24 protein-coding genes are annotated in these 26,496 nt (G+C 52.4%); 14 read left to right on the forward strand and 10 right to left on the reverse strand.

The genetic code is table 11. From position 1 onward, the window contains the following. The first annotated feature begins 244 nt into the window (after positions 1–244). Both yieE and lysP read left to right on the forward strand, forming a co-directional pair. The gene (gene yieE, locus O6D90_RS08030; protein ID WP_016153725.1) at positions 245–1,117 is read left to right on the forward strand and encodes a DNA-binding transcriptional regulator YeiE; all 873 of its coding nucleotides are present in this window, start codon (positions 245–247) and stop codon (positions 1,115–1,117) included. A 203-nt stretch (positions 1,118–1,320) separates the two neighbouring features. After that, on the forward strand, positions 1,321–2,790 hold the full coding sequence (gene lysP / locus O6D90_RS08035) for a lysine-specific permease (RefSeq protein ID WP_016153724.1): 1,470 nt from the start codon (positions 1,321–1,323) through the stop codon (positions 2,788–2,790). A gap of 65 nt (positions 2,791–2,855) precedes the next feature. Here the strand turns inward: lysP and O6D90_RS08040 are convergent, their stop codons facing one another. Together O6D90_RS08040 and fghA are read right to left on the reverse strand one after the other, a co-directional pair. Then, complete coding sequence (locus O6D90_RS08040) at positions 2,856–4,841, reverse strand: ligand-gated channel protein (RefSeq protein WP_016156980.1); 1,986 nt, start codon at positions 4,839–4,841, stop codon at positions 2,856–2,858. A gap of 347 nt (positions 4,842–5,188) precedes the next feature. Further along, positions 5,189–6,025 carry an S-formylglutathione hydrolase gene (gene fghA, locus O6D90_RS08045; protein ID WP_016153722.1) on the reverse strand — a complete coding sequence of 279 codons (837 nt, stop codon included), beginning with the start codon at positions 6,023–6,025 and terminating at the stop codon, positions 5,189–5,191. Positions 6,026–6,346: 321 nt separating this feature from the next. Between fghA and folE the strand changes: the two genes are divergently transcribed. The 6 genes from folE to mglC all read left to right on the forward strand — a co-directional run bounded on the left by folE (position 6,347) and on the right by mglC (position 13,267). Next, positions 6,347–7,015, forward strand: a complete 669-nt coding sequence (folE, locus tag O6D90_RS08050) for a GTP cyclohydrolase I FolE (protein ID WP_003027410.1) — start codon at positions 6,347–6,349, stop codon at positions 7,013–7,015. Between the two features lie 14 nt (positions 7,016–7,029). Further along, a complete protein-coding gene (yeiB, locus tag O6D90_RS08055; RefSeq protein WP_271143283.1) occupies positions 7,030–8,187 on the forward strand; it encodes a DUF418 domain-containing protein YeiB in 1,158 nt (385 codons plus the stop codon). Between the two features lie 144 nt (positions 8,188–8,331). Then, a complete protein-coding gene (gene galS / locus O6D90_RS08060; RefSeq protein WP_271143284.1) occupies positions 8,332–9,357 on the forward strand; it encodes an HTH-type transcriptional regulator GalS in 1,026 nt (341 codons plus the stop codon). 293 nt (positions 9,358–9,650) lie between these two features. Next, positions 9,651–10,649 (forward strand): galactose/glucose ABC transporter substrate-binding protein MglB, encoded by a 999-nt coding sequence (gene mglB / locus O6D90_RS08065; protein ID WP_016153719.1) that lies wholly within the window; start codon positions 9,651–9,653, stop codon positions 10,647–10,649. Positions 10,650–10,720: 71 nt separating this feature from the next. Continuing rightward, on the forward strand, positions 10,721–12,241 hold the full coding sequence (mglA, locus tag O6D90_RS08070) for a galactose/methyl galactoside ABC transporter ATP-binding protein MglA (protein WP_016153718.1): 1,521 nt from the start codon (positions 10,721–10,723) through the stop codon (positions 12,239–12,241). Positions 12,242–12,256: 15 nt separating this feature from the next. Continuing rightward, on the forward strand, positions 12,257–13,267 hold the full coding sequence (mglC, locus tag O6D90_RS08075) for a galactose/methyl galactoside ABC transporter permease MglC (protein WP_003027393.1): 1,011 nt from the start codon (positions 12,257–12,259) through the stop codon (positions 13,265–13,267). Positions 13,268–13,324: 57 nt separating this feature from the next. On the opposite strand, the gene preA is transcribed toward mglC, so the two are convergent. From preA to O6D90_RS08115, 8 genes are all read right to left on the reverse strand, one after another. After that, a complete protein-coding gene (preA, locus tag O6D90_RS08080) occupies positions 13,325–14,560 on the reverse strand; it encodes an NAD-dependent dihydropyrimidine dehydrogenase subunit PreA (protein ID WP_016156976.1) in 1,236 nt (411 codons plus the stop codon). Continuing rightward, positions 14,554–15,795, reverse strand: coding sequence for an NAD(P)-dependent oxidoreductase (locus O6D90_RS08085; protein WP_016156975.1), 1,242 nt, complete (start codon positions 15,793–15,795; stop codon positions 14,554–14,556). Before O6D90_RS08085 ends, preA begins: the two co-directional genes overlap by 7 nt. A gap of 232 nt (positions 15,796–16,027) precedes the next feature. Continuing rightward, positions 16,028–16,267 carry a DUF2542 family protein gene (locus tag O6D90_RS08090; protein WP_016153715.1) on the reverse strand — a complete coding sequence of 80 codons (240 nt, stop codon included), beginning with the start codon at positions 16,265–16,267 and terminating at the stop codon, positions 16,028–16,030. A 2-nt stretch (positions 16,268–16,269) separates the two neighbouring features. Then, positions 16,270–16,989, reverse strand: coding sequence for an outer membrane permeability protein SanA (gene sanA / locus O6D90_RS08095; protein WP_016153714.1), 720 nt, complete (start codon positions 16,987–16,989; stop codon positions 16,270–16,272). Positions 16,990–17,170: 181 nt separating this feature from the next. Further along, complete coding sequence (gene cdd / locus O6D90_RS08100; RefSeq protein WP_016153713.1) at positions 17,171–18,055, reverse strand: cytidine deaminase; 885 nt, start codon at positions 18,053–18,055, stop codon at positions 17,171–17,173. A gap of 148 nt (positions 18,056–18,203) precedes the next feature. Beyond that, positions 18,204–18,899 carry a CidB/LrgB family autolysis modulator gene (locus O6D90_RS08105; protein ID WP_016156974.1) on the reverse strand — a complete coding sequence of 232 codons (696 nt, stop codon included), beginning with the start codon at positions 18,897–18,899 and terminating at the stop codon, positions 18,204–18,206. Continuing rightward, complete coding sequence (locus O6D90_RS08110; RefSeq protein WP_016153711.1) at positions 18,896–19,294, reverse strand: CidA/LrgA family protein; 399 nt, start codon at positions 19,292–19,294, stop codon at positions 18,896–18,898. Before O6D90_RS08110 ends, O6D90_RS08105 begins: the two co-directional genes overlap by 4 nt. Positions 19,295–19,425: 131 nt before the next feature. Then, entirely contained in the window at positions 19,426–20,334 is a 909-nt protein-coding gene (locus tag O6D90_RS08115) for a LysR substrate-binding domain-containing protein (RefSeq protein ID WP_016153710.1), read from the reverse strand. A 126-nt stretch (positions 20,335–20,460) separates the two neighbouring features. Here O6D90_RS08115 and mhbT point away from each other — a divergent pair, with 126 nt between their 5' ends. The 6 genes from mhbT to dusC all read left to right on the forward strand — a co-directional run bounded on the left by mhbT (position 20,461) and on the right by dusC (position 26,458). Continuing rightward, the gene (gene mhbT, locus O6D90_RS08120; RefSeq protein WP_016153709.1) at positions 20,461–21,819 is read left to right on the forward strand and encodes a 3-hydroxybenzoate transporter MhbT; all 1,359 of its coding nucleotides are present in this window, start codon (positions 20,461–20,463) and stop codon (positions 21,817–21,819) included. An 11-nt stretch (positions 21,820–21,830) separates the two neighbouring features. Next, the gene (gene gtdA, locus O6D90_RS08125) at positions 21,831–22,868 is read left to right on the forward strand and encodes a gentisate 1,2-dioxygenase (protein WP_016156973.1); all 1,038 of its coding nucleotides are present in this window, start codon (positions 21,831–21,833) and stop codon (positions 22,866–22,868) included. A 15-nt stretch (positions 22,869–22,883) separates the two neighbouring features. After that, positions 22,884–23,585 (forward strand): fumarylacetoacetate hydrolase family protein, encoded by a 702-nt coding sequence (locus O6D90_RS08130; RefSeq protein WP_016153707.1) that lies wholly within the window; start codon positions 22,884–22,886, stop codon positions 23,583–23,585. An 8-nt stretch (positions 23,586–23,593) separates the two neighbouring features. Then, positions 23,594–24,238 carry a maleylacetoacetate isomerase gene (maiA, locus tag O6D90_RS08135; RefSeq protein WP_016156972.1) on the forward strand — a complete coding sequence of 215 codons (645 nt, stop codon included), beginning with the start codon at positions 23,594–23,596 and terminating at the stop codon, positions 24,236–24,238. Positions 24,239–24,252: 14 nt separating this feature from the next. After that, positions 24,253–25,446, forward strand: coding sequence for a 3-hydroxybenzoate 6-monooxygenase (locus O6D90_RS08140; protein WP_016153705.1), 1,194 nt, complete (start codon positions 24,253–24,255; stop codon positions 25,444–25,446). Between the two features lie 61 nt (positions 25,447–25,507). Then, on the forward strand, positions 25,508–26,458 hold the full coding sequence (dusC, locus tag O6D90_RS08145; RefSeq protein ID WP_218731542.1) for a tRNA dihydrouridine(16) synthase DusC: 951 nt from the start codon (positions 25,508–25,510) through the stop codon (positions 26,456–26,458). Positions 26,459–26,496 lie beyond the last annotated feature (38 nt).

Here is a 26,496-nt window from a genome sequence, read left to right on the forward strand (position 1 = left end):
ATCCTTCTCCTTTATCTGGGTAAAAGAGTAAGGCGAAGTGGTTTAAAAATAAAATTGATTATATATTTATAATTAATCTATATAAGTGGTATACCCGTCATACTTCAAGTTGCATGTGCGTTGGCTGCGCTCGTTCACCCCAGTCACGTACTTAAGTACGCTCCGGGGGATGCTCTCTCTTGCCGCCTTCCTGCAACTCGAATTATTTAGGGTATAAGTAACGGCTATCCGGTGGAAAACGACTATGCATATCACCCTGCGACAACTTGAAGTGTTTGCTGAGGTACTAAAAAGCGGCTCAACGACCCAGGCATCTGTCATGCTGGCATTGTCGCAGTCGGCGGTGAGTGCGGCGCTTACCGATCTGGAAGGGCAACTTGGCGTGCAACTGTTTGACCGTGTCGGCAAACGGCTGGTGGTTAACGAACACGGACGCTTGCTTTATCCGCGCGCGCTGGCGTTACTTGAGCAAACGACCGAAATCGAACAGCTTTTTCGCAAAGATAATGGCGCCATTCGGGTCTATGCCAGTAGCACCATCGGTAATTATATTCTGCCCGCCATGATCGCCCGTTATCGCCAGGATTTCCCCGATTTGCCGCTGGAACTTAGCGTGGGCAACAGCCAGGACGTGATCAATGCGGTGCTGGATTTTCGGGTAGACATCGGGCTGATAGAAGGGCCGTGTCACAGTACGGAAATCATCTCTGAACCGTGGCTGGAGGACGAACTGGTGGTGTTTGCCGCACCGTCGTCACCGCTCACAAAGGGGCCCGTTACGCTGGAACAGCTGGCTGCTTCGCCGTGGATCCTGCGTGAGCGAGGATCGGGGACGCGTGAACTGGTGGATTACCTGCTGTTGTCTCATCTGCCAAGATTTCAGATGGCGATGGAGTTGGGGAACTCCGAGGCCATCAAGCATGCGGTGCGCCATGGTCTCGGGATCAGCTGTTTGTCGCGTCGGGTCATTGCGGAGCAGTTACAGGCAGGGACGCTGAGCGAAGTTACCGTGCCACTACCGCGTTTAGTGCGCACTCTCTGGCGCGTTCATCACCGGCAAAAACATATCTCCAATGCCATTACGCGTTTTTTATATTACAGCGACCAGGTTGAGTAGGGCGAATAGCGCGCTAACTCTCGTCAGGCCACCCTATCCATAATGGCTGTTACGTCTTAACCGCCTTGTGCCGCCCGTTTTCTGCTTTACTTATAATCCGCGGCCAGTCATGAAGGTCTCTTATAACAGCGCATTTGTGCCGGAAGAATGCCATTTCGTCTGCTACAATCGCGCCTCATTTTTTGGATGGATAGCATTTTCACATGGTTTCCGAAACTAAAACCACAGAAGCGCCCACGCTACGTCGTGAACTGAAGGCGCGTCACCTGACGATGATTGCCATTGGAGGCTCCATCGGTACAGGTCTTTTCGTTGCATCTGGTGCAACTATTTCTGCGGCGGGTCCTGGCGGCGCGTTGTTCTCTTATATCCTGATCGGTCTGATGGTGTACTTCCTGATGACCAGCCTCGGTGAACTGGCTGCCTATATGCCGGTTTCCGGCTCGTTCTCCACTTACGGTCAAAACTACGTAGAAGAAGGCTTTGGCTTCGCGCTGGGCTGGAACTACTGGTACAACTGGGCGGTAACGATTGCCGTTGACCTGGTGGCCGCACAACTGGTGATGAGCTGGTGGTTCCCGGACACGCCGGGCTGGATCTGGAGCGCACTGTTCCTCGGCGTTATCTTCCTGCTGAACTACATTTCCGTTCGCGGATTTGGTGAAGCGGAATACTGGTTCTCGCTGATCAAAGTTACCACTGTAATTATCTTCATCGTGGTTGGCGTGATGATGATTTTCGGTATCTTCAAAGGCACTCAGCCGGTGGGCTGGAGCAACTGGACGACCGGTGATGCTCCGTTTGCCGGGGGTTTTGCCGCTATGATTGGCGTGGCGATGATCGTCGGCTTCTCCTTCCAGGGAACAGAGCTGATCGGTATCGCGGCAGGCGAATCTGAAGATCCTGAAAAGAACATTCCACGTGCGGTGCGTCAGGTGTTTTGGCGAATCCTGCTGTTCTATGTGTTCGCGATTTTGATTATCAGCCTGATTATCCCGTACACCGATCCGAGCCTGCTGCGCAACGATGTGAAAGACATCAGCGTTAGCCCGTTCACGTTGGTATTCCAGCATGCGGGTCTGCTGTCAGCCGCAGCAGTAATGAACGCGGTTATCCTGACGGCGGTACTGTCAGCGGGTAACTCCGGGATGTATGCCTCCACGCGTATGCTTTACACCCTGGCATGCGACGGTAAAGCGCCGCGTATTTTCGGCAAACTGTCTCGTGGCGGCGTACCGCGTAACGCGCTGTATGCGACGACCGTGGTGGCGGGGCTGTGTTTCCTGACCTCGATGTTTGGTAACCAGACCGTGTACCTCTGGCTGCTGAACACCTCCGGGATGACGGGCTTTATCGCCTGGCTGGGGATCGCTATTAGCCACTATCGTTTCCGTCGCGGTTATGTGTTGCAGGGTCACGATGTTAAGGATCTGCCGTACCGTTCTGGCTTCTTCCCGCTGGGTCCGATCTTCGCCTTTGTGCTGTGCCTGATTATCACTCTGGGCCAGAACTACGAAGCGTTCCTGAAAGATAGCATTGACTGGGGCGGCGTGATGGCAACCTATATCGGTATCCCGCTGTTCCTGATTATCTGGTTTGGCTATAAGCTGGCGAAAGGAACTCATTTTGTTCGCTACAGCGAAATGAAATTCCCGGATCGCGTGAAGAAATAACAGTATAAAAAGCATAACAAAAACCCCGGCATGATGAGTGCCGGGTTTTTTTTATTGCGCCAGGCTTAGAAGCTGTAAGTCAGGCCAACCGTGTAACGACGACCATCGAGAACAGTGTCGTAGGTATCGTAATCGATTTGCTTATCCAGCACGTTATACACGCCAGCGGTCATCAGCAGATCTTTGTTAGCATAGTAGCGCAAACCAACATCGACCTGAGTATAGGACGGGGTGCCCTGCGCCATGGAGGTACGGCTCAGGTATTCAGACGTTTTCCCGCGCAGATTCAGACGGCTCCAGAAACCGAGATCCTGCGTGGCCTGCCAGTCCAGCGTGGTGTTGAACATATGCTTTGGCATTTTGTTCAATGGCTGACCGGAGAACTGACCGCTTTTCTGTTCAGATTCCGTGTAAGTGTAGTTCGCCGTCCAGTTGATGTCGGAAGTCATCTTCCAGCCGAAAGTGGATTCTACGCCGCGCATATTGGCTTTATCGACGTTAACGCGATCGCTGACGAAGTCATAGTGGGTATTGCCGATGGTACAGGCCGGATCGGAGCTGCTGTTACAGCGGCGCACTTCGGTAATTTTGTCTTTGAAGTCAGTATTGAACAGCGTGACGCCCGCGTTGAGATCGTTGCCGTTATCCCACAGTAAACCGATCTCTTCGCTGAGGCTTTTCTCCGGCTTCAGGTCCGGGTTGCCGACAATGATTCCGTTCAGTCTACCGCCGCCGGTGACCTGTCCCCAACTGGCAGACGACTGGCGCAGGTCCGGTGCGCGATAGCCCGCTGAAACGCCGCCTTTTAAGGTCCATTGATCGCTCAGATGCCATACGCCATAACCGCGCGGCGTCCAGTTGTCGCCGTAGTTTTCATCTTTATCCATACGCAGACCGCCAGTCAGCGTGAAGGTATCGGTAACGGCCCACTCATCTTCAGCAAACAGCGCCCAGCTCCAGCGGGTCAGTTTGTTCAGTCCATCAGCAGCTTGCAGCTGGTTGCCGTTATCACTCAGTTTTTCATAACGGTATTGCCCGCCCAACGTCAGGGTGTGCGCCCCAAGGAAGACCTGGTTCTGGTTATTGAAAATCGTGTTGTAGGACTTCATCTGGCGACCTGGGTTTTCGGTCTCTTCCTGCTGGACATAGCTGGTGGAGTTGAAGTCGTCGTAATAACCGCTGTGGGTTAGTGAATACGTTGTGTGCACATACTTGTTTTCGCTTTTACTGTTGGGCTTGCAGCTTCCGTTGCGGCAGCTTTCCTCGGCCATGGATTTGCCTGGCGTACTGTCGCGATCCTGCAGTTCACGTGCGTAATCGAAGTCGATGTCATTTTTATCATCTGGCGTAAAGTTCAGGGTTAAGCCCCCGTTACGCATACGCTGTTCATTGTAGCCATTGAGGATTTTGTCCTCTGCCCGATGAGAGAATAACCCGGTCACTTTCGCGCCGAGTAATCCGTCAATCAGGGGCCCAGACGCATAGGCATTGGTCTGATAAATATCGCCGGAGTCTCTGTCTTCCTGGAAAGTGGCATCGCCGTGCAGAGAGCCGGTCCAGGCTTTGGTATTCGACACTTTCTTGGTGATGACGTTAATGACGCCGCCCATCGCATCGGAGCCGTACAGAGATGACATTGGGCCACGGATTACCTCGATACGCTCGATGGATTCCAGTGGCGGCAGCCAACCTTGCTCAATACCTGAGTTGTCGCTGTTAGGACGTGTGCCGCGTGTGCTGATGCGTTTACCGTTGACTAGGAAGAGCGTGTATTGCGAAGCCATACCACGAATACTGATATCGCTGCTGCTACCCCCGCCGGTGACGACGACGCCAGGGACATCTTTTAGCGCATCGGTAACATCGCGATAGGCTTTGTCCTCAATCTGCTGCTTGGTAATAACAGATATCGAAGCGGGGGCGTCCTGAATTTTCTGCTCGAAGCCGGTGGCGGTAACCACCACGGTGTCTTGTTCAGCGGCATGCCCGAGTGATGGGAGACTGGCGACGCATACTGCGGCAGCTACAGCCTTAACGTGAGGTATAGTCATTTGTATCATTCCATTTAAATGAATTTACCCGGCATACTTCAAGTTGCAGATGCGTGGCTACGCGCGTTCATACAACTCGAATTATTTAGGGTAACGATCAGCGCGTCATGTGAAAGGCCATGACAATTGTATGTATTTGTCTTTTAAGGACTCTTTTCAGTAAAGAAGCGAATGGATTGTACAAAAGTATGAATGTTTGTAAACACAAATGATAATCGAAATCATTTGTGTTTGATCTTGTTTTGAGGGTAATGCTTTTAAATCAATAGGATAGTGGAGAAAGAAAAAAGGAGAAAAAGTGAAGGAATGATGGAGAAATGAAGAGGGCTGGCGCCCTCACTCAGGCGTTACTTCAACAAATACTGGGCGTGGAAGCGCAGGTGATCCTCAATAAACGACGCAATAAAGTAATAGCTATGGTCGTAACCTGGCTGGATGCGTAGCGTCATTGGCCATGCGGTTTGACGGGCCGTTTCGGCTAGTACCGCGGGTTGCAGCTGATCGGCGAGAAACTGATCGCTGTCTCCCTGATCAATAAGCGTCGGAATCGCGTCTGCGGGCTTGCTGGCCAACATTAACTCGCAGCTGTCCCACGCGGCCCACTGTGATTTATCTTCACCCAGATACGCGCTAAAAGCCTTCTCCCCCCACGGAACGCGGCAAGGATTTACGATCGGTGCAAAGGCGGAAATGCTGGTGTATTTCCCGGGATTTTTCAGCGCCATAATCAATGCGCCGTGACCGCCCATGGAGTGTCCACTGATGGCGCAGCGATCGCTGACGTTAAACTGCGATTGAATCAGTGCCGGCAGCTCATCACGCAGATAGTCATACATGCGAAAATGCGTTGCCCACGGCTGTTGGGTGGCATTGAGGTAAAATCCCGCCCCCTGGCCTAAATCGTAGCCATCATCATTGGCAACCTGCTCGCCGCGCGGACTGGTGTCCGGCATCACCAGTACAATGCCAAGCTCAGCCGCGATGCGTTGTGCGCCGGCTTTAGTCGTGAAGTTTTCATCATTGCATGTCAGACCCGACAGCCAGTACAGCACCGGAGGCGGAGTGTTATCGCGCGGGGGAGGAAGAAAAATACTGAAGGTCATGGTGCAATTTAACGTGGCGGAGTCGTGACGCCAGCGTTGCTGCCAGCCTTCAAAACAGCGGTGCTCTTCAAGCATTTCCATGCGGGGCTCCTTGTTGTGTTGAACCTGAATATGTTTGCGAACTCACCATAATACAGATTATTCATGGCACTGTGAGCAACTTTCACTTCCGCATTGAGCAAACATACTTCATCATCTATATAACTTTACATTAACACTCGACGTCGCCGGGTAGAACGACAAGTGAAATCGCTACGCTGAAAGGCTGTGCCAATTTCAATAATTATCGCGGTGAATACTGGATTATGTGCGCCGCCTCACGCACAATGTTCTGGCTGTGATACAGCCTAAAAACTTTGCCCCATGCAGGGCAGAGGCGCCCCACCTGCAGGAGAAGAAGAAATGTCATCACTCAGTAAAGAAGCGGCCCTGGTTCATGAAGCGCTGGTCGCGCGTGGTCTTGAAACGCCACTACGCCCGCCCGTGCAAGAGATGGATAACGAAACGCGCAAACGTCTTATCTCGGGCCATATGACCGAGATTATGCAGTTGCTCAATCTCGATTTGAGCGATGACAGTTTGATGGAAACTCCGCATCGCATTGCGAAAATGTATGTCGATGAGATTTTCTCCGGCCTCGACTACGCCAACTTCCCGAAAATTACCGTCATTGAAAACAAAATGAAGGTGGACGAGATGGTCACGGTTCGCGATATCACGCTGACCAGCACCTGCGAACACCACTTTGTTACTATCGATGGCAAAGCGACGGTGGCGTATATCCCAAAAGATTCGGTCATTGGTCTGTCGAAGATTAACCGCATTGTGCAGTTTTTCGCACAGCGTCCGCAGGTTCAGGAACGTCTCACCCAGCAAATTCTCACCGCGCTGCAAACTCTGCTCGGGACGAATAATGTGGCGGTGTCGATTGATGCGGTACATTACTGTGTGAAAGCGCGTGGCATTCGCGATGCGACCAGTGCGACCACGACCACTTCTCTTGGCGGATTGTTTAAGTCCAGCCAGAACACGCGTCAGGAATTCCTGCGCGCAGTACGTCATCACAACTGATTAGGGCAGGGACCATGGAGCGTAATGTCACGCTGGATTTTATTCGTGGCGTCGCCATTCTTGGTATCCTGCTTCTCAATATTAGCGCCTTTGGCTTGCCAAAGGCGGCATACCTCAATCCCGCGTGGTATGGCAACATCACCTTATCCGACGCCTGGACCTGGGCGCTGCTCGATCTCTTTGCACAGGTAAAATTCCTCACGCTGTTTGCGCTGCTGTTCGGTGCCGGCCTGCAAATGCTGCTCCCGCGCGGTAAACGCTGGATCCAGTCGCGGCTTACGCTGCTGGTTCTATTGGGTTTTATTCACGGTTTACTCTTCTGGGATGGCGATATTCTGCTGGCATATGGCTTAATCGGCCTGATTTGTTGGCGGTTGATCCGTGATGCGCCGTCGGTAAAAAGCTTATTTAACACCGGCGTACTGCTTTATCTGGTGGGAGTTGGCGTATTGCTGCTGCTGGGGGTAATCTCCGGGAGTGAAACCAGTCGTGCCTGGACGCCGGATGCCTCAGCGTTGCTGTATGAAAAATACTGGAAAATAAACTGTGGAATGGAAGCCGTCAGCAATCGCGTGGATATGATGTCCACTAGCTTGCTGGCGCTGGGCGCACAGTACGGCTGGCAACTGGCGGGGATGATGCTGCTCGGCGCGGCATTGATGCGCAGCGGTTGGTTAAAAGGGCAGTACAGCTTACAGCATTACCGACGCACCGGTGTACTGCTGGTCATTCTCGGGATGGCGATTAACCTGCCTGCTATCGTCGCTCAGTGGCATCTGGGCTGGGCATATCGCTGGTGTGCCTTCTTGCTACAAGCCCCGCGAGAGCTGGGCGCGCCGTTGCAAACCATCGGTTATGCCGCGCTGATGTTCGGCTTCTGGCCGCAGCTTAGCCGCTTAAAATGGGTCATTGCCATCGCCTGTGTGGGGCGCATGGCATTAACTAACTATCTGTTACAAACCTTAATCTGCACCACGCTGTTTTACCAGGTCGGCTTATTTATGAAATTTGACCGACTGGAGCTGCTGTATTTCGTCATTCCGGTTTGGGCCGTTAACCTACTTTTCTCCGTCATATGGCTACGTTTTTACCGCCAGGGCCCGGTGGAATGGCTGTGGCGTCAATTAACCCTGCGTGCTGCGGGGACATCATTGCCGCGTACATCCAGATAACGATCTGGATCACATTCATTAACAAAACGGATGTAAGCGCTTTCATTCCTGTGACATCTCTCACGCAGTGCGTTTCATTGTGCTGACAAAATACCCAGCCTGGGGTGTCTGCGGGCAACCGCAATCTAAAACAGGGCAGTGAATATGATCACCATACGTGATGTGGCACGACAGTCTGGCGTTTCTGTAGCGACCGTTTCCCGCGTACTGAACAACAGTGCGCTGGTGCGTCCCGATACGCGTGAAGCGGTAATGAAGGCAGTTACTCTGCTGGGCTATCGACCTAATGCCAACGCGCAAGCGCTGGCGACGCAGGTGAGCGACACGATTGGTGTTGTGGTCATGGATGTATCAGACGCCTTTTTTGGCGCGCTGGTAAAAGCCGTGGATATGGTTGCCCAGCAGCATCAGAAGTATGTCCTGATTGGCAACAGCTATCATGAGGCTGAAAAAGAACGTCATGCCATTGAGGTGTTGATTCGTCAGCGCTGTAACGCACTGATTGTACACTCGAAAGCACTGAGCGATCGGGAACTGGCCGAGTTTATGGATCAGATCCCCGGCATGGTGCTGATAAATCGTCTGGTGCCGGGTTACGCCCACCGCTGCGTCTGTCTGGATGACATCAGCGGTGCCAAAATGGCGACCCGAATGCTGCTGAATAATGGTCATCAACGCATCGGTTATCTGGCGTCAAGCCACCGCATTGAAGATGACACCATGCGCAAAGAAGGGTGGTTAACAGCCCTGAAAGAGCAGGGGATTGTTGCGGCAGAAAGTTGGGTCGGCACCGGTTCGCCCGATATGCAGGGCGGAGAGTCTGCGATGGTAGAACTGCTGGGACGTAACTTACAACTGACGGCGGTTTTCGCCTATAACGACAATATGGCTGCCGGCGCGCTGACTGCGCTAAAAGATAACGGCATCGCTATTCCAATACACCTTTCTATCATTGGCTTTGATGATATTCCTATCGCGCGTTACACCGATCCGCAACTGACCACCGTACGCTATCCCATTGCCTCCATGGCAAAAATGGCGACGGAGCTTGCGCTACAGGGGGCTGCAGGCACGTTAGACCCGGAGGCGACGCATTGCTTTATGCCGACGCTGGTGCGTCGCCATTCTGTGGCGCTTCGGCAGAATGCGGCACCGATCACTAACTCATAACGTTGCGCGATGTAACCGCTTTCAATATGTGAGTAAATTCACAGTATATTAACAATGCGATAGCTATGATGACACTGTTTGTTGCGCTGTAACTACTATGTAACGGTGAATAATCACTTTCACCGAGGTAAAGGTGCCTTAAACAAAAATTAAAGCCTGTTTTTGGAGCGTTGCCAGACACGGAAGAAATATTTTTTAAAAGTGAGCTTCGGCGTTCAGTAACACTTCAGTAACGTTCTGCCTGCCGAGCATTTATCTCAAGTACTACCCTGCATAATAAAACCGGAGATACCATGAATAAGAAGGTGTTGACCCTGTCTGCTGTAATGGCAAGCATGTTATTCGGCGCGGCTGCGCACGCTGCTGATACCCGCATTGGTGTGACTATCTATAAGTATGACGATAACTTTATGTCTGTAGTACGTAAGGCTATTGAAAAAGATGCCAAAGCGGCGCCAGATGTACAGCTGCTGATGAATGACTCGCAGAACGACCAGTCCAAACAAAACGACCAGATCGACGTGCTGCTGGCAAAAGGCGTTAAAGCACTGGCGATTAACCTGGTTGACCCGGCAGCGGCAGGCACGGTCATTGAAAAAGCACGCGGGCAGAACGTACCGATCGTGTTCTTTAACAAAGAACCTTCTCGTAAGGCGCTGGACAGCTATGACAAAGCGTTTTACGTCGGTACCGACTCTAAAGAGTCCGGTATTATTCAGGGTGATTTGATCGCCAAACACTGGGCAGCGAATCCGAACTGGGACCTGAACAAAGACGGCAAAATTCAGTTTGTTCTGCTGAAAGGCGAACCGGGACACCCGGACGCTGAAGCACGTACCACTTACGTGATTAAAGAGCTGAACGATAAAGGCATTAAAACTGAGCAACTGCAGTTAGATACTGCAATGTGGGATACCGCTCAGGCAAAAGATAAAATGGATGCGTGGATGTCCGGTCCGAACGCCAACAAAATCGAAGTGGTTATCGCAAACAACGATGCGATGGCAATGGGCGCAGTTGAAGCGCTGAAAGCGCACAACAAAACCAGCGTACCGGTATTTGGTGTGGATGCGCTGCCTGAAGCGCTGGCTCTGGTGAAATCTGGCGCAATGGCTGGTACCGTGCTGAACGACGCCAACAACCAGGCGAAAGCCACCTTCGATCTGGCGAAAAACCTGGCTGACGGCAAAGGTGCGGCAGATGGCACTAACTGGAAAATTGAGAACAAAATTGTTCGCGTTCCGTACGTAGGTGTCGATAAAGATAATCTGGCAGAGTTTACCAATAAGTAAATACTCCGTCTTTGGGCGCAATGTCATTGCGCCCTTAATAACGCACTCTGCAAGGCCAACAAGGTATAATTATGGTCAGCACACATACTCAGTCGTCAGGCGAATACTTGTTGGAAATGACCGGCATCAACAAGTCCTTCCCCGGCGTTAAGGCTCTTGATAATGTCAATTTAAAAGTCCGCCCACATTCTATTCATGCCTTAATGGGGGAGAATGGCGCGGGGAAATCAACATTATTGAAATGTCTTTTCGGCATCTATCAAAAAGATTCCGGTAGTATTTTATTTCAGGGTAAAGAAATCGATTTTCATTCTGCTAAAGAAGCGCTTGAAAATGGTATTTCGATGGTACACCAGGAATTAAACCTGGTATTACAACGTTCTGTGATGGATAACATGTGGCTGGGACGCTATCCCACCAAAGGCATGTTTGTCGATCAGGACAAAATGTACCGCGATACCAAAGCGATATTTGATGAGCTGGATATTGATATCGATCCGCGTGCGCGCGTTGGTACATTATCCGTTTCTCAAATGCAGATGATTGAAATTGCGAAAGCGTTCTCCTATGACGCAAAAATCGTCATCATGGATGAGCCAACGTCATCGTTAACCGAGAAAGAAGTTAATCATCTGTTTACCATTATCCGTAAGCTGAAAGAGCGTGGATGCGGTATTGTTTATATTTCTCACAAGATGGAAGAAATCTTCCAGCTATGCGATGAAATTACCGTGCTGCGCGATGGCCAGTGGATTGCGACCCAGCCGCTGGAAGGGCTGGATATGGATAAGATCATCTCCATGATGGTCGGCCGTTCACTGAACCAACGTTTTCCGGATAAAGAAAACAAACCCGGTGAAGTCATTCTGCAAGTGCGTAACCTGACCTCGCTGCGTCAGCCGTCGATTCGTGATATCTCGTTTGATTTGCACAAAGGGGAAATTCTCGGGATTGCCGGGCTGGTCGGCGCAAAACGTACTGATATCGTTGAAACGCTTTTTGGTATTCGTGAGAAATCATCGGGTACGATTACGCTACACGGCAAAAAGATTAATAACCACAGCGCAAATGAGGCCATTAACCATGGTTTTGCACTGGTCACGGAAGAGCGCCGCTCAACCGGTATTTACGCGTATCTGGATATTGGTTTTAACTCGTTAATCTCCAATATCCAAAACTATAAAAATAAAGTTGGTCTGCTGGATAATTCCCGCATGAAGAGTGATACCCAGTGGGTAATTGACTCAATGAGGGTGAAAACGCCGGGCCATCGAACACAAATCGGTTCACTGTCCGGTGGTAATCAGCAAAAGGTGGTTATTGGTCGCTGGTTATTAACGCAGCCAGAAATCCTGATGTTAGATGAACCCACGCGTGGTATCGATGTCGGCGCGAAATTTGAAATTTATCAGCTGATTGCTGAACTCGCGAAAAAGGATAAGGGGATTATTATTATTTCCTCTGAAATGCCGGAGCTGCTAGGTATTACCGATCGTATTCTGGTGATGAGCAATGGTCTCGTTGCCGGAATTGTTGACACTAAAACAACAACGCAAAACGAAATCCTCCGTCTTGCGTCTTTGCACCTTTAAGATTAGGGGCTCCTCATGAGTGCGTTAAATAAGAAAAGTTTTCTTACTTATCTGAAAGAAGGCGGAATTTACGTTGTTCTTTTAGTTTTGCTGGCGATTATTATTTTCCAGGATCCCACTTTCTTAAGCTTACTGAACCTGAGTAATATTCTGACGCAATCCTCGGTGCGTATTATTATCGCATTGGGCGTGGCCGGGCTGATTGTTACCCAAGGGACAGACCTGTCGGCGGGACGTCAGGTTGGCCTGGCGGCAGTCGTGGCGGCAACCTTGCTACAGTCGATGGAGAACGCCAACAAGGTGTTCCCGGAAATGGCTACAATGCCAATCATCGTAGTCGTGCTGATTGTTTGCGTGATTGGCGCCATTATCGGTCTGGTGAACGGTATTATCATTGCTTATCTGAATGTGACGCCGTTTATTACCACCCTGGGTACGATGATCATCGTTTACGGGATCAACTCCCTGTACTACGACTTTGTCGGCGCATCGCCAATTTCTGGCTTTGACAGCGGATTCTCCACCTTCGCACAGGGCTTTATTGCGCTGGGTAGTTTCCGCCTCTCCTACATTACCTTCTATGCGCTGATTGCGGTGGCGTTTGTCTGGGTGCTGTGGAACAAGACCCGCTTCGGTAAAAACATTTTCGCCATCGGCGGAAACCCTGAAGCCGCAAAAGTGTCCGGGGTCAACGTTGCGCTGAACCTGCTGATCATCTATGCGTTGTCTGGCGTGTTTTATGCCTTCGGTGGTTTGCTCGAAGCCGGGCGTATCGGCTCGGCGACTAACAACCTCGGCTTTATGTATGAGCTGGATGCGATTGCGGCGTGCGTGGTTGGCGGCGTGTCGTTCAGCGGCGGGGTAGGGACCGTGTTTGGCGTGGTGACCGGTGTGATTATCTTCACCGTCATCAACTACGGTCTGACCTACATTGGCGTGAACCCTTACTGGCAGTACATTATCAAGGGCGGCATTATCATCTTCGCGGTTGCGCTGGACTCACTGAAGTACGCGCGTAAGAAGTAATCGTATACCGCAAAAAGCCCGGTGCAGCGTAATCTGTACCGGGCTTTTTTGTCAGCGTTACAACGTTAACGCATGCTCTTTCTCACCGGGTTTAAATTTCACTTCACCCAGCTCAATACAGGCTACCGGACAAACGTGACCACACAACAGGCATCCCACACATTTTTCTGTGTTGCAATGCGGTGTGCGGGTTTCCTCATTCCATTCCATCGCCTGATGTCCGCCGTCATAACAGGAGATGTAGCAGCGGCCACAGCCAACGCATTTATCAAGATGGATGTACGGGTAGACGATGTAGCTACGGTCAAGATCCTCCGCGGGGATGATATTGGCATTGGCAAGACCAACCATCTCCTCCAGTGAGTCAAACCCTTGATCGGCGAGGTAATGTGACAGCCCGCTGGCCATGTCCTCCACAATCCGGTAGCCGTACTGCATGATCCCGGTGGTCACCTGCAGCGTGGCCGCGCCTAACAGTAAAAACTCGGCGGCATCTTCCCAGGTCTCAATTCCCCCGATGCCGCTAATCGGGAAATCGCGCAGTTCAGGGTGCATGCGCAGTTGTTGGATAAATCGCAAAGCAATAGGTTTAACGGCCTTGCCGGAGTAGCCGGAAATACTGGATTTACCGTTGACGACCGGCATCCCGATTTTTCGGTTCAGATCGATATTCGTGATGGATTTAACCGTATTGATGGTCGCGATACCGTCGGCACCTCCGTGTTTTGCTGCCAGAGCCACCTCACACATATCACCAATGTTCGGTGTCATTTTCGCCAGCATCGGCAGGGACGAGCCGCGTTTAACGGCCCGACAATACTTTTCAACCAGCTCAGGGCTTTGCCCTACATCGCTACCCATGGCATGTGAGGTCATTTGCGGGCACGAGAAGTTACACTCGATCATGTCTGCACCCGCGTCTTCAACCAGGCGGGCCAGTTCCTGCCATTGCTGCTCATTTTCCCCCATAATCGACGCAATCAGGACTTTGTCCGGGTAGTCCTGTTTCAGTCGGCGAATTGCGGCCAGATTCTCCTCCAACGGATGCTCGGCAATTTGTTCCATGTTTTTGAAGCCAATAAAGCCGGTATCTTCTTTGGTGAGATGGTCAAAACGTGGGGAGACTTCATTAGCAATAAAGAACCCGATCGTTTTAAAAACAATGCCACCCCAGCCGCTATCATAGGCTTTGGCGCACATTTCATAACAGTTGCCCACCGGAGAGGAAGAGAGGCAGAACGGGTTGGGGAATTTGACGCCGCAAAAAGTAATAGAAAGATCTTTCGTTAACATGAGCAAGCTCCCTCTAAATAGTGATGAATGGCCTGAGCGGCTTCTTTTCCCGTTTTCACGGCGTAAACAACGGTTTTATCGCCTTTAACAATATCGCCCGCAGCAAACAGAGCCGGATCGGCGGTTTGATAATTGTGCGTATCGATAAGATTGCGCTGTGGTTTTAACGCGGCGAAATTATCAAGCTGAGCATGTTGGCCGACGGCGAGAATAATCTGTTCGGCTTCAAGCGTGAGTTCTCCAGGCTGACGTACGTGCTTAAAGGTGACTCGATTTCCGCTAACCGCCACGGGCGTGAAGCCGTCAATTATCGACACCCCTAAAGCCTGTGTGCTGCTGAATTCTTTGTCGCTGGCCGGGAAGTCGGCGAGTTCTTCACGCGCGACACAGGTGACTGACGGGCAGCCCAGCAGCTTCAACGTACTGGCGACATCCATCGCCACGTCGCCACCTCCGATGATTAATGCACTTTGTGCGACGGTAATATCGCCGTTGGATTGGCGGGCTCGTTGCAGAAAATCGACGGCGATTTCGACGTGATTCGCCCTCTCAAACAGAGGTAATGTTGAACCGTAAGACATCCCTACGGTAACCAGTACGGCGCGGTATTCTGCTTTGAGTTGCTCAACGGAAAGGGCATTGCCGACTTCACAATTGCACTTGATGGTCACGCCCATTTCAACGATACGGGCAATTTCAAGATCCAAAACTGCCTGCGGCAGACGAAACTCAGGAATGCCATAACGCAACCAGCCACCTGGCTGGGCCTGTTTTTCGAAGATTGTGACATCATAACCAAGATTACTTAGCGTTACGCTGGCCTGTAACCCTGCCGGACCCGCCCCGATGATAGCTACCTTGCCGAGCGTTTTTGTTGCCGGCTGATAGATTTTCATTGCGGTCTGCTGTTCAAAATCGGTAATAAAGCGTTGCAGACGTGCAATATCGATAGGTTTATCAATTCCTGAGCGCGTACATCCGCGCTGGCATAATTTTTCGGTTGGGCAAACCCGGGCGCACACCGCACCGAGCGCATTATTTTCGCGGATAGTTTCGGCAGCGCCTTTAAAATTACGAAAATAAATAGAGCGAATAAATTTCCCTGGGTCTGTTTGCGCCGGGCAATCATGACTACAGGGGGCGTCGTGACATAATAAACAGCGGGAAGCCTCTTTTATTGCTAATAATGGGGTAAAAGCAGGCGTGAGCTCATCCAGATAATTTTGTTGTGGCATATTTTCTTCCTTAATGCTTGAGTAAATTAAGGCAAACCGTTAATAACAAAATATAAAAAGTGAAGGCTATTCTTAAGGCTAAGCACTGCAGGAAGAGTATTCTGTGAAAGGATTCACAAATAGAAGATAGTCTGAGGGAAATGCTGGCGGGCAGCATTAATCCCTTACATTGAAATGGTAACTATTATCAAAATATTAGCTATTCTCAAATGCTAATATAAAGGAAAATTCTTTAGCGATAAAAGACTAAGTAAATAACCATCCCGAAGGATAAACATCCGCACCCGGCATAAACCAGCACATAAGACCAAAATTGCAGGGGCTCTTGATTGCGATAAGCGTAAACCGGTTCGCGCGCATTCTTTTTAATTTTATCTACTGCCCCAGAGCGCCAGCCTTTCCATGCTTCGCGAAAACAAAATACGGGAATGAGCAGAAAGGCCAACACGACGAAAAGGGTTTGTACATCCATGCTTATTTTCCTTGTTTCTTTTGTAATTCGAGTAGTTGTTCAGGCGTGACCGCCGGATATCCCTGTGCATCGTCCGGTACCTGATGCATGGTAGGGATGGGCACCAGCGGACCTAAAAAGCGGGGTTCACGTTTGAAAATATAGAGATCGGCCAGTGCGCCAAAGCGGGCGCCAAATTCACGTACCCGCACGGTGAGCATATCTTTTGGTGAGGGCACCGCATAGCACTGGGCCTGGATGCCCATATGCAGCGCAATAAACAAGGCGCGCTCACAGTGGAATCGCTGAGTAATAATGATGAAATCGTTGGTATCGAACACCTTGCGGGTTCGTACAATTGAATCGAGCGTCCGGAACCCGGCGTAATCAAGCACGATGTCAGCGGGATCGACACCTGCGGCAATCAGATCTTTACGCATCGTCATGGGTTCGTTGTAGCTTTGCTGCGCGTTGTCGCCGCTCAGCAGCAGATAGTTTACCTTTCCGCTGTTATAGGCGTTCAATGCGCCCTGAATGCGGTAGCGGTAATACTGGTTGATGACGCCGGTGCGATAGTATTTCGCCGTGCCCAGGACCACACCGACCTGGCGGTAGGGTAAATCCTGCAATTCGTCGTAGATGTAGGGAGCGGTCTTCCAGCTCATCCACCTGTCGAGCCCAAGCACAGTCAAAAGCAACAAGCCTACCAGGACTAACAGGCTGTAAAACACGCGCTTTAACATGCAGAAAACTCGTTATTTGGATGGAATTTCAATCAGGCTACTGTACCGGAAGACGTAGCGCAAGAAACAGCAATCTGATTGAGGGGATTTTCAGCAAAACGGCCCTGTTGGATGGTAGCAACAGCAAATCTGGCCGACAACCTGGAGCGATTGCAGGCCAGATAAGCGTAGCGCCAGGCAATTAACCGAGCAGCACGCGCTCAATATTATTGCAGCCCAGCGCTTTCAGGGTAGCGGAGGTCGCATCCCACTGAATCAACGGCGCATCGGCTTTTTCAGCCAGCACAGCACGCTGGATATCCGGGTAGTCATAACCGTTAAGGTTCAACAGGTTTAACGCGCCTTGCAGCGGCGGCAGGGTCGGGTTGAAGGCGGCATTTTCCGCATAGCTACCGCTAAAAATTCGACCATCTTTACATTCCAGCGCCACGCCGCTTGGGGAGTTGCTGTACGGCATATGACATCTGTTGGCGGCGGTGATAGCCGCTTGGGTCAACGCATCGCCCTGCAGCGCGAAGCCGTGATCCTGATCGTCCATCAGCAGCGTTTTAATCTCCAGATCTTTCGGTCCGAAGGCATCTGGCAGGTAATCGCGCAGCACGTGTGGCGCACGTCCCGGCAGATGAATACGTAAATCCAGTCCGCTGTTCAGTTCGTTCATAAACTGGCGACAGTGGCCGCACGGCGTGTAGTTGACGGTGATGGCGGCGAGCCCTTTTTCACCGCGCAGCCAGGCATGGCTAATGGCGCTTTGCTCGGCATGAACGGTTTGCTGCATGGTCGCCCCCAGGAACTCCATGTTCCCACCGAAGTACCAGGTGCCGCTGATGCCGCGAGAAATTGCCCCAACGTTGAAGTTGGACAGCGGAGTACGCGCGCAGGCCGCAGCCAGCGGCAGTAGAGCGAATGCCAGCGCGTCTTCGTCCAGTCCCGATTCGCGTTTCAGCAAAGAGACCTGCTCAGCAGTCAGCATGGCGGGGAAATGCGCATCCGCCAGAACAGGCGCCAGGGCTGATTGCAAGTTATCCGCGAGTTGGGCAAAAGCAGTTTGAAAACGTGGATGCATGGCGATGCCTCATAACAATGTAATGGAATCGTAGTTTACGGGCCTGTTACGGCTTTATATGTGATCCAAATCTCATTGTGTATGCAACTTATGAAACTTAAATTAAAAATGTGCAACGCATCGCAAATAATTAGCCAAAAATTGAAGGTTAACCGACCAGGGCCAGAATAATCGGGAACAGGAATGGGGCGACCAACGAGGTGATAATGCCGCAAATAACCAGCGCCAGAGAGCTAAACGCGCCTTCCTGATAGTCCAGCTCTGCACAGCGTGCGGTACCCAGGGCGTGCGACGCGGTACCCATAGCCAGTCCACGTGCGGCTTTGGTGCGAATACGCATCGCATTGAGCAAAGTATGACCAAACACAGCCCCGAGGATACCAACAAAAATGACGCACACGGCGCTGATGGCCGGAATACCACCAATACTGCCTCCCACTGCCATAGCGATAGGCGTGGTTACCGATTTCGGCATGATTGACGCAGCAATTTGCGGCGATGCGCCCATCAACAAGGCGATTGTTGTACCTGTGACCATCGCCACAAGGCTCCCCGCAAAGCAGATGGCAATAATTGATTTCCAGCGAGCGCGAATCTGGTGCAGCTGTTCGTATAACGGATAGGCCAGCGCGACCACGGCAGGTTGCAGTAAATCGTTCAGCACCTCACTGCCTTTGAAATAGTGATCGTAGGGAATTCCGGTCAGCATCAGAATGGGAATGATCACCACCATGGCGACCAGTAGCGGGTTCAATAGCGGCATTTTAAATCGTGCAGCCAGCTTACGTGCGCCAAAAAATACCGCCAGCGTAAGGGGTAACGACCACCAGATATACGACATCATTCTTTAGACCCTTTTTGCCCAACGATTTTGCGCTCACCGTGCACAATGTGAGAACTCCAGCTCACCACCAGGAAAACGACCAGCGTACTGATGGTACAGGACACCACCACCGGACCAAATTGCGCACGGAGCAGATCAAAGTACTGCATGATCCCCACGCCAATCGGGACAAACAGCAGGGCCATATAGCGAATCAGCACATAGCAGCCGGGGTTAACCCATTTTGCCGGTAACACCTGCAAAGCCAGTAAGACAAACAGAATCAGCATGCCGATAATGCTGCCCGGAATGGTGATGGGGAGTAGCGATGCAAGAAAAATACCTGCATAGAGGCAGGCATAAATCAGGACGAATGCGCGCAAATATTGCCAGATAATGTTCAGTGCTTTGCTCATAGTTGAAACCCTTGACGAGACTGATTCATCATACAATTAAACTTCAAAACGTGCTACCGATCACATCATGAATTCTAAGCATAGAAGAAATAGATATCTGGAACATTGGGCGATGGCCCTAACTGTTCACGTTAAACCTGTGCCAGGTAATACAGAAAACGATTCAGGGCGGTCGTGGGCGTTTCATTGTTGCGCCAGAACACGCCTACGCTGCCTTTTTGTTCAATCTTCGGCAGATTCAGGATAGCCAGCTGTCCCTGGGCGGCATAACGCTGCGCCAGGCGTAGAGAAAGAATAGAGATCATGTCGCTACTTTGCAGCAGGTTGGTGCTGACGTTTATCGATGCCGATTCAATGATGTTTTCCGGTAGCATGACGCCGTTATCTACCAGCGCGTTGTCAATGCTTATCCGGATGGGCGTTCCCGTCGGCCAGACAATCCAGCGCCAGTTAGCCAGATCATGCCAGGTGAGCAGGGGATATTTTGCCAGCGGATGGTCGGGGCGCGCGACGAAACAGACCGGCTCGGTATACAGCACCTGGTAATTGAGCGGCAACTGAAGCGCCCGGCCACCGACGCGTCCGACCACCACATCCACCGAACCCGCGAGCAGATCGTGCAGCAGCGGGGTCATCACCTTCTCTTCAATATTAAGATGCAAGGTCGGCAGCTCTGTGAGCAAACCCAGTATCGCCTGTGAAACGCAGTCCGTCGCCACCGGCGAGCAGCCAATCTTCAGACTCCCTACCAGGCCTCCCTGCTTAAAACGGGCGATTTCATACTGTGAACGTTCCATATCATTGATCAGGCGTTGGGCATGCTGCAGTAGCAGCTTGCCGCCTTCTGAAGGGCGTAAGCCTTTGCTATGACGTTCAAAGAGTGTGATACCCATCTCATCTTCGAGCTGTGATAACCATTTTGACAACGCTGGCTGGGTGATATTCATCATTCGGGCGACGTGAGTCAAATTCCCCTGTTCGCCCAGCGCAATAAGCGTTTGCAGGTGGTGTAACTTAAGTTTCTGCGCCCAGTTAGCCATTTGCTATAACCTCCAGGTTATGCCTCTGCATGAAAAGCCATTGTACATTTCATCTCCAAACATACAAAGTCGCAACATACCTAAAACAAAACAGACATCTACTCTACCTGCACTGAGGCATTCACTATGACTCAACAACGTGATCTACAAGCACTGATCGATTCCGCCCCCGTCGGTAAGACCCAGTGGCGCGTTATCATTTGCTGTTTTTTGGTCGTCATGCTCGACGGTTTTGATACCGCAGCTATTGGTTTTATCGCGCCCGACATTCGCACCCACTGGCAACTGACGGCCGGAGATCTGGCGCCGCTGTTTGGCGCAGGCCTGCTGGGTCTGACCGCTGGCGCACTGCTCTGCGGTCCGCTATCGGATCGTTTTGGCCGCAAACGGGTGATTGAACTCTGCGTGGCGCTGTTCGGCGCACTGAGCCTGATTTCGGCTTTTTCCCCCGATCTGCAAACGCTGGTTTTTTTGCGCTTCCTTACCGGGTTAGGCCTGGGCGGCGCGATGCCAAATACTATCACTATGACCTCAGAATACCTGCCAGCGCGTCGGCGTGGCGCACTGGTCACCATGATGTTCTGCGGTTTTACCCTGGGCTCGGCGATGGGTGGGATTGTCAGCGCACAGCTGGTGCCGGTTATTGGCTGGCACGGCATCCTGGTGCTGGGAGGCGTGCTACCGCTGATGCTGTTTGTGGCTCTGCTGTTTGCGCTGCCGGAATCCCCGCGCTGGCAGGTTCGTCGTCAGTTGCCGCAAAACGTGATTGCCAGAACCGTCAGCGCCATCACCCGGGAACGTTATGACAATACCCAATTTTATCTCAACGAGGGCGCCGCGATTGCCAAAGGCAGCATTCGCCAGCTGTTCGTCGGGCAACAGTTGCCCATTACCCTGATGTTATGGGTGGTGTTCTTTATGAGCCTGCTGATTATTTATCTGCTCTCCAGCTGGATGCCAACGCTGCTTAACCATCGCGGAATTGACCTGCAGCATGCCTCATGGGTGACCGCCGCCTTTCAGATTGGCGGTACGCTCGGTGCGCTGGTGCTGGGAGTGCTGATGGATAAATACAATCCTTTTCGCGTGCTGGCAGTGAGCTATGCGTTGGGTGCGGTGTGTATTGTCATGATTGGCCTGAGCGAGAACGGCCTGTGGCTGATGGCGCTGGCCATTTTTGGCACCGGCATCGGCATCAGCGGTTCGCAGGTGGGCCTGAATGCTTTAACCGCCACGCTTTATCCGACGCAGAGCCGGGCCACGGGCGTCAGCTGGTCTAATGCGATTGGCCGCTGCGGCGCGATTGTCGGCTCGCTCTCCGGCGGCGTGATGATGGCGATGAATTTCTCATTCGATAACCTGTTTTTCATTATTGCCGTTCCGGCGGCCATCAGCGCGGTGATGCTTATGCTGCTGACGGTTGTTATCCGCCAGTCGGCCTCTGTCCCTGACGCGTTGTCACGCGTAGGCATCGTGAACAAATAAGGAGAATCTCTATGTCAGAACTTAATCAGGATGTTAAGAACAGCCGTCAGCAGTTTTACCAGCATATTTCCGGGCAGAATCTGACCCCTCTGTGGGAGTCTCTGCACCGCCTGGTACCGCCAACGCCGAACGCACATTGTGCTCCTGCGTACTGGAACTATCAGGAGATCCGCCCGTTGCTGCTGGAAAGCGGCGATCTGATTGGCGCGAAAGAGGCGATTCGTCGCGTACTGGTGCTGGAAAACCCCATGCTGCGCGGACAGTCTTCAATCACCCCAACGCTGTACGCCGGATTGCAGTTAATCATGCCGGGCGAGGTTGCCCCGAGTCACCGGCATAATCAGTCTGCGCTGCGCTTTATTGTCGAAGGGACAGGGGCATTTACTGCGGTGGATGGCGAGCGCACCCAAATGCATGAAGGCGATTTTATTCTGACGCCACAGTGGCGCTGGCACGACCACGGCAACCCAGGCAGTGAACCGGTGGTGTGGCTGGACGGTCTGGATCTGCCACTGGTGAATCTGCTGGGTTGCGGCTTTGCGGAAGATTACCCGGAGGATCAGCAACCAGTCACGCGCAAGGAAGGGGATTACTTACCACGCTACGCGGCCAATATGCTGCCGCTGCGTCATCAGAAGGGTAACTCATCGCCAATTTTCAACTATCGCTACGATCGCAGCCGTGAAGCGCTGCATGACCTGACCCGCATGGGCGACGCCGATGAGTGGGACGGTTACAAGATGCGTTACGTCAACCCGGTAACCGGTGGTTATCCCATGCCTTCAATGGGGACCTTTTTACAACTGTTGCCGAAGGGCTTTTCCTCGCGGATGGCGCGTACCACCGACAGCACTATCTATCACGTGGTGGAAGGAAGCGGGCAGGTCACCATCGGCACCGAGACTTTAAATTTTTCGCCAAAAGATATCTTCGTGGTGCCAACCTGGCACGGCGTGTCATTCCAGGCCCACGAAGATGCCGTCTTATTTAGTTTTTCGGACAGACCGGTTCAGGAAGCGCTGGGGTTGTTCCGTGAAGCACGTTATTAATTTGGGAGAGAGAAAATGACGCAATACGTATTCGAACCACAAGCGCCTGTTACCGTTCCGGTCGTTGGCAGTAATGAACAGTTTCCCGTGCGTCGCGTTTACTGCGTGGGCCGCAACTATGCCGCTCATGCGCGTGAAATGGGTTTTGATCCGGATCGCGAACCGCCGTTCTTCTTCTGTAAACCTGCCGATGCGGTGGTTCCGGTGGCGGCCGGTCAAACCCTCGAGCTGCCATACCCGTCGCAGACCGATAACTATCACTATGAGATAGAGCTGGTGGTGGCGATCGGTAAAAAGGGCAGCGATATACCGCTGGAAAAAGCGCACGAATATATCTGGGGCTATGCCACTGGTCTGGATATGACCCGCCGCGACAGGCAGATGGAGATGCGCCAGATGGGGCGTCCGTGGGAAATCGGCAAAGCATTTGATCTCTCAGCCCCCATCGCGCCGCTGCATAAAGCCAGCGAAAGTGCGGATGTTAACAACGCGCCTATCTGGTTGCAGGTCAACGGCGACGATCATCAGCGTAGCGATATTCGCCACCTCATCTGGTCCGTTAATGAAACGATTAGCTATCTGTCCGGCTTTTTCGAACTACAGCCGGGTGATTTGATCTACACAGGCACGCCAGAGGGCGTGGGCGCAGTGGTGAAAGGAGATGTGATCACCGGCAATGTAGACGGTTTAACCCCCATCGCTGTGAAGATTGTCTGAGGTGGATGATGAAGCTGTACAGTTTCTTTAACAGCTCCGCGTCATATCGCGTACGCATTGCGCTGGCGCTGAAGGGGCTTGATTACCAGACGGTGGGCGTCAACATTCGCATCGGTCAGCAGAACGAGCTGGCCTACCGGCGGATGAACCCGGTAGGGCTTGTACCGACGCTGGTCACTGATGAGGGAGAATCACTCGGGCAGTCGCTGGCGATAACCGACTGGCTGGATGGTCACTTTCCGCAGTCGCCGCTGCTGCCAGCCGACTTCCCGACGCGCAGCCGGGTGCTGGAAATTGTTTATGCCATCGCTTGTGATATCCATCCCGTGAATAACATGCGGGTACTGCGCTACCTGAGCGAAGAGCTAAAGGTCAGTGAAGAGGATAAAAAACGCTGGTATGCGCACTGGATCCAGCAAGGGTTAAGCGCGGTTGAACAGATGCTGCGCCAGAGTCACTCGGGGACGTTCTGCGTGGGGAATGCGCCGACGCTGGCGGATTGCTGTCTGATCCCGCAGTGGGCGAACGCGTTACGTATGGGCTGTGATCTGAGCGGTTATCCGCGCTGTAAGGCGGTATATGATGCCTGTACCCAGCTTCCGGCGTTTATCGCCGCCGCACCCGAGAATCAACAAGACAAAATTCCAGCCTGATAAGGAGAACGACAATGGCTAAAGTGACACGCGCAATTATCGTGGGTGGCGGGATTGGCGGCGCGGCGACCGCGCTATCGCTGGCCCGTCAAGGCATTAAAGTGATGTTGCTGGAGAAAGCGCACGAGATTGGTGAGATTGGTGCGGGCATTCAGCTCGGGCCGAACGCGTTTTCTGCTCTGGACAGCCTTGGCGTGGGTGACGTCGCTCGTCAGCGCGCCGTTTTTACCGATCACATCACCATGATGGATGCGGTAAACGCGAAAGAGGTTGTACATATTGAAACCGGGCAGGCGTTCCGCGATCACTTTGGCGGTCCTTATGCGGTTATCCATCGGGTTGATATTCATGCTTCTGTCTGGGAAGCGGCACTGGTTCATCCCAACGTTGAGTATCGCACTTCAACTAACGTGGTTGATATTCGCCAGACAGAAGATGATGTGACGGTATTTGATGAGCACGGTAACAGCTGGACAGCGGATATTTTGGTGGGCTGTGACGGTGTGAAGTCGGTTGTGCGTCAGTCTCTGATTGGCGATGCGCCACGCGTGACCGGGCACGTGGTCTATCGCGCGGTGATTGATTGCGATGATATGCCGGAAGATTTGCGCATTAACGCGCCGGTGCTATGGGCCGGACCGCACTGCCACCTGGTGCACTATCCACTGCGCGGCGGCAAGCAGTATAACCTGGTGGTGACCTTCCACAGTCGTCAGCAGGAGGAGTGGGGGGTAAAGGATGGCAGTAAAGAGGAAGTGCTCTCCTATTTTGCCGGTATTCATGCGCGTCCGCGTCAGATGCTGGATAAGCCGACCTCATGGCGTCGTTGGTCCACCGCTGACCGCGAACCGGTAGAGAAATGGGGGACCGACCGCATTACGCTGGTGGGTGATGCTGCGCATCCGGTGGCACAATATATGGCGCAGGGCGCCTGTATGGCGCTTGAAGATGCTGTCACTCTCGGTAAGGCGTTACAGCAGTGTGACGGCGATGCGGCTGATGCCTTTGCCTTGTATGAGTCGGTGCGTATTCCGCGTACTGCGCGCATCGTCTGGTCGACGCGCGAAATGGGACGTGTGTACCACGCCGCAGGCGTCGAGCGCCAGGTGCGTAATCTGCTGTGGAAAGGCAAATCTCAGGCGGAATTTTATCGTGGTATGGAATGGCTGTACGGCTGGAAAGAAGATAACTGCCTGTTGCCGCGCTGAGCCTCTTTAATCTCCCGAACGGAGGCGCTACCATAGCGCCTCTTTTTTTGCGGGTGACGATATGCGTGTTTTACTGGCGCCGATGGAAGGCGTGCTCGACTCACTGGTGCGCGAGCTGCTGACTGAAGTGAATGATTACGATCTGTGCATCACCGAGTTTGTGCGCGTGGTAGATCAGCTCCTGCCGGCAAAAGTATTCCATCGGCTCTGCCCGGAACTGCATAACAATAGCCGGACGCCATCCGGCACGCGGGTGCGCATACAGTTGCTGGGGCAGTATCCGCTGTGGCTGGCGGAGAACGCGGCGCGCGCGGTAGAACTGGGCTCGTTTGGTGTCGATCTGAACTGTGGCTGCCCGTCGAAGCTGGTCAACGGCAGCGGCGGTGGCGCAACGTTATTAAAAGATCCTGAACTCATCTACCGGGGCGCAAAAGCCATGCGCGAGGCGGTTCCGGATCATCTCCCCGTGACGGTGAAAGTGCGTCTGGGTTGGGACAACAGCGACAGGCAGTTTGAAATTGCTGATGCCGTTCAGCAGGCGGGCGCCAGCGAGCTGGCGGTGCATGGCCGAACCAAGGAACAGGGCTATAAGGCCGAACATATCAACTGGCGGGCGATCGGTGAGATCCGCCAGCGGCTTACCATTCCGGTTATCGCGAATGGCGAAATCTGGGACTGGCAAAGCGCCCAGGACTGTATGGCTATCAGCGGATGCGATGCGGTGATGATTGGCCGTGGGGCATTAAATATTCCGAACCTGAGTCGTGTGGTGAAGTACAACGAGCCGCGTATGCCGTGGCCTGATGTCGTGATGCTGTTGCAAAAATATACTCGTCTTGAAAAGCAGGGTGATACCGGGCTGTATCACGTGGCGCGGATTAAACAATGGTTAGGGTATTTGCGTAAAGAATACTCAGAGGCAACCGCGCTGTTTCAGGAAATCCGCGCATTAAACAATTCACCGGATATCGCGCGCGCGATTCAGGCCATTGATATCGCTAAATTGCATTAACACATTAATCGGCCACCGGAGTGGCCTTTGTTTCAAAA

The sequence above is a fragment of the Citrobacter sp. 21OH12SH02A-Citro genome, assembly GCF_027919895.1.
Lineage (GTDB): Bacteria > Pseudomonadota > Gammaproteobacteria > Enterobacterales > Enterobacteriaceae > Citrobacter > Citrobacter braakii.

Excerpts from the sequence above, each read along its gene's own strand:
- yieE (WP_016153725.1), top strand. The coding sequence starts at position 245 with ATGCATATCACCCTGCGACAACTTGAAGTGTTTGCTGAGGTACTAAAA.
- lysP (WP_016153724.1), top strand. The coding sequence starts at position 1,321 with ATGGTTTCCGAAACTAAAACCACAGAAGCGCCCACGCTACGTCGTGAA.
- O6D90_RS08040 (WP_016156980.1), bottom strand. The coding sequence starts at position 4,841 with ATGACTATACCTCACGTTAAGGCTGTAGCTGCCGCAGTATGCGTCGCC.
- fghA (WP_016153722.1), bottom strand. The coding sequence starts at position 6,025 with ATGGAAATGCTTGAAGAGCACCGCTGTTTTGAAGGCTGGCAGCAACGC.
- folE (WP_003027410.1), top strand. The coding sequence starts at position 6,347 with ATGTCATCACTCAGTAAAGAAGCGGCCCTGGTTCATGAAGCGCTGGTC.
- yeiB (WP_271143283.1), top strand. The coding sequence starts at position 7,030 with ATGGAGCGTAATGTCACGCTGGATTTTATTCGTGGCGTCGCCATTCTT.
- galS (WP_271143284.1), top strand. The coding sequence starts at position 8,332 with ATGATCACCATACGTGATGTGGCACGACAGTCTGGCGTTTCTGTAGCG.
- mglB (WP_016153719.1), top strand. The coding sequence starts at position 9,651 with ATGAATAAGAAGGTGTTGACCCTGTCTGCTGTAATGGCAAGCATGTTA.
- mglA (WP_016153718.1), top strand. The coding sequence starts at position 10,721 with ATGGTCAGCACACATACTCAGTCGTCAGGCGAATACTTGTTGGAAATG.
- mglC (WP_003027393.1), top strand. The coding sequence starts at position 12,257 with ATGAGTGCGTTAAATAAGAAAAGTTTTCTTACTTATCTGAAAGAAGGC.
- preA (WP_016156976.1), bottom strand. The coding sequence starts at position 14,560 with ATGTTAACGAAAGATCTTTCTATTACTTTTTGCGGCGTCAAATTCCCC.
- O6D90_RS08085 (WP_016156975.1), bottom strand. The coding sequence starts at position 15,795 with ATGCCACAACAAAATTATCTGGATGAGCTCACGCCTGCTTTTACCCCA.
- O6D90_RS08090 (WP_016153715.1), bottom strand. The coding sequence starts at position 16,267 with ATGGATGTACAAACCCTTTTCGTCGTGTTGGCCTTTCTGCTCATTCCC.
- sanA (WP_016153714.1), bottom strand. The coding sequence starts at position 16,989 with ATGTTAAAGCGCGTGTTTTACAGCCTGTTAGTCCTGGTAGGCTTGTTG.
- cdd (WP_016153713.1), bottom strand. The coding sequence starts at position 18,055 with ATGCATCCACGTTTTCAAACTGCTTTTGCCCAACTCGCGGATAACTTG.
- O6D90_RS08105 (WP_016156974.1), bottom strand. The coding sequence starts at position 18,899 with ATGATGTCGTATATCTGGTGGTCGTTACCCCTTACGCTGGCGGTATTT.
- O6D90_RS08110 (WP_016153711.1), bottom strand. The coding sequence starts at position 19,294 with ATGAGCAAAGCACTGAACATTATCTGGCAATATTTGCGCGCATTCGTC.
- O6D90_RS08115 (WP_016153710.1), bottom strand. The coding sequence starts at position 20,334 with ATGGCTAACTGGGCGCAGAAACTTAAGTTACACCACCTGCAAACGCTT.
- mhbT (WP_016153709.1), top strand. The coding sequence starts at position 20,461 with ATGACTCAACAACGTGATCTACAAGCACTGATCGATTCCGCCCCCGTC.
- gtdA (WP_016156973.1), top strand. The coding sequence starts at position 21,831 with ATGTCAGAACTTAATCAGGATGTTAAGAACAGCCGTCAGCAGTTTTAC.
- O6D90_RS08130 (WP_016153707.1), top strand. The coding sequence starts at position 22,884 with ATGACGCAATACGTATTCGAACCACAAGCGCCTGTTACCGTTCCGGTC.
- maiA (WP_016156972.1), top strand. The coding sequence starts at position 23,594 with ATGAAGCTGTACAGTTTCTTTAACAGCTCCGCGTCATATCGCGTACGC.
- O6D90_RS08140 (WP_016153705.1), top strand. The coding sequence starts at position 24,253 with ATGGCTAAAGTGACACGCGCAATTATCGTGGGTGGCGGGATTGGCGGC.
- dusC (WP_218731542.1), top strand. The coding sequence starts at position 25,508 with ATGCGTGTTTTACTGGCGCCGATGGAAGGCGTGCTCGACTCACTGGTG.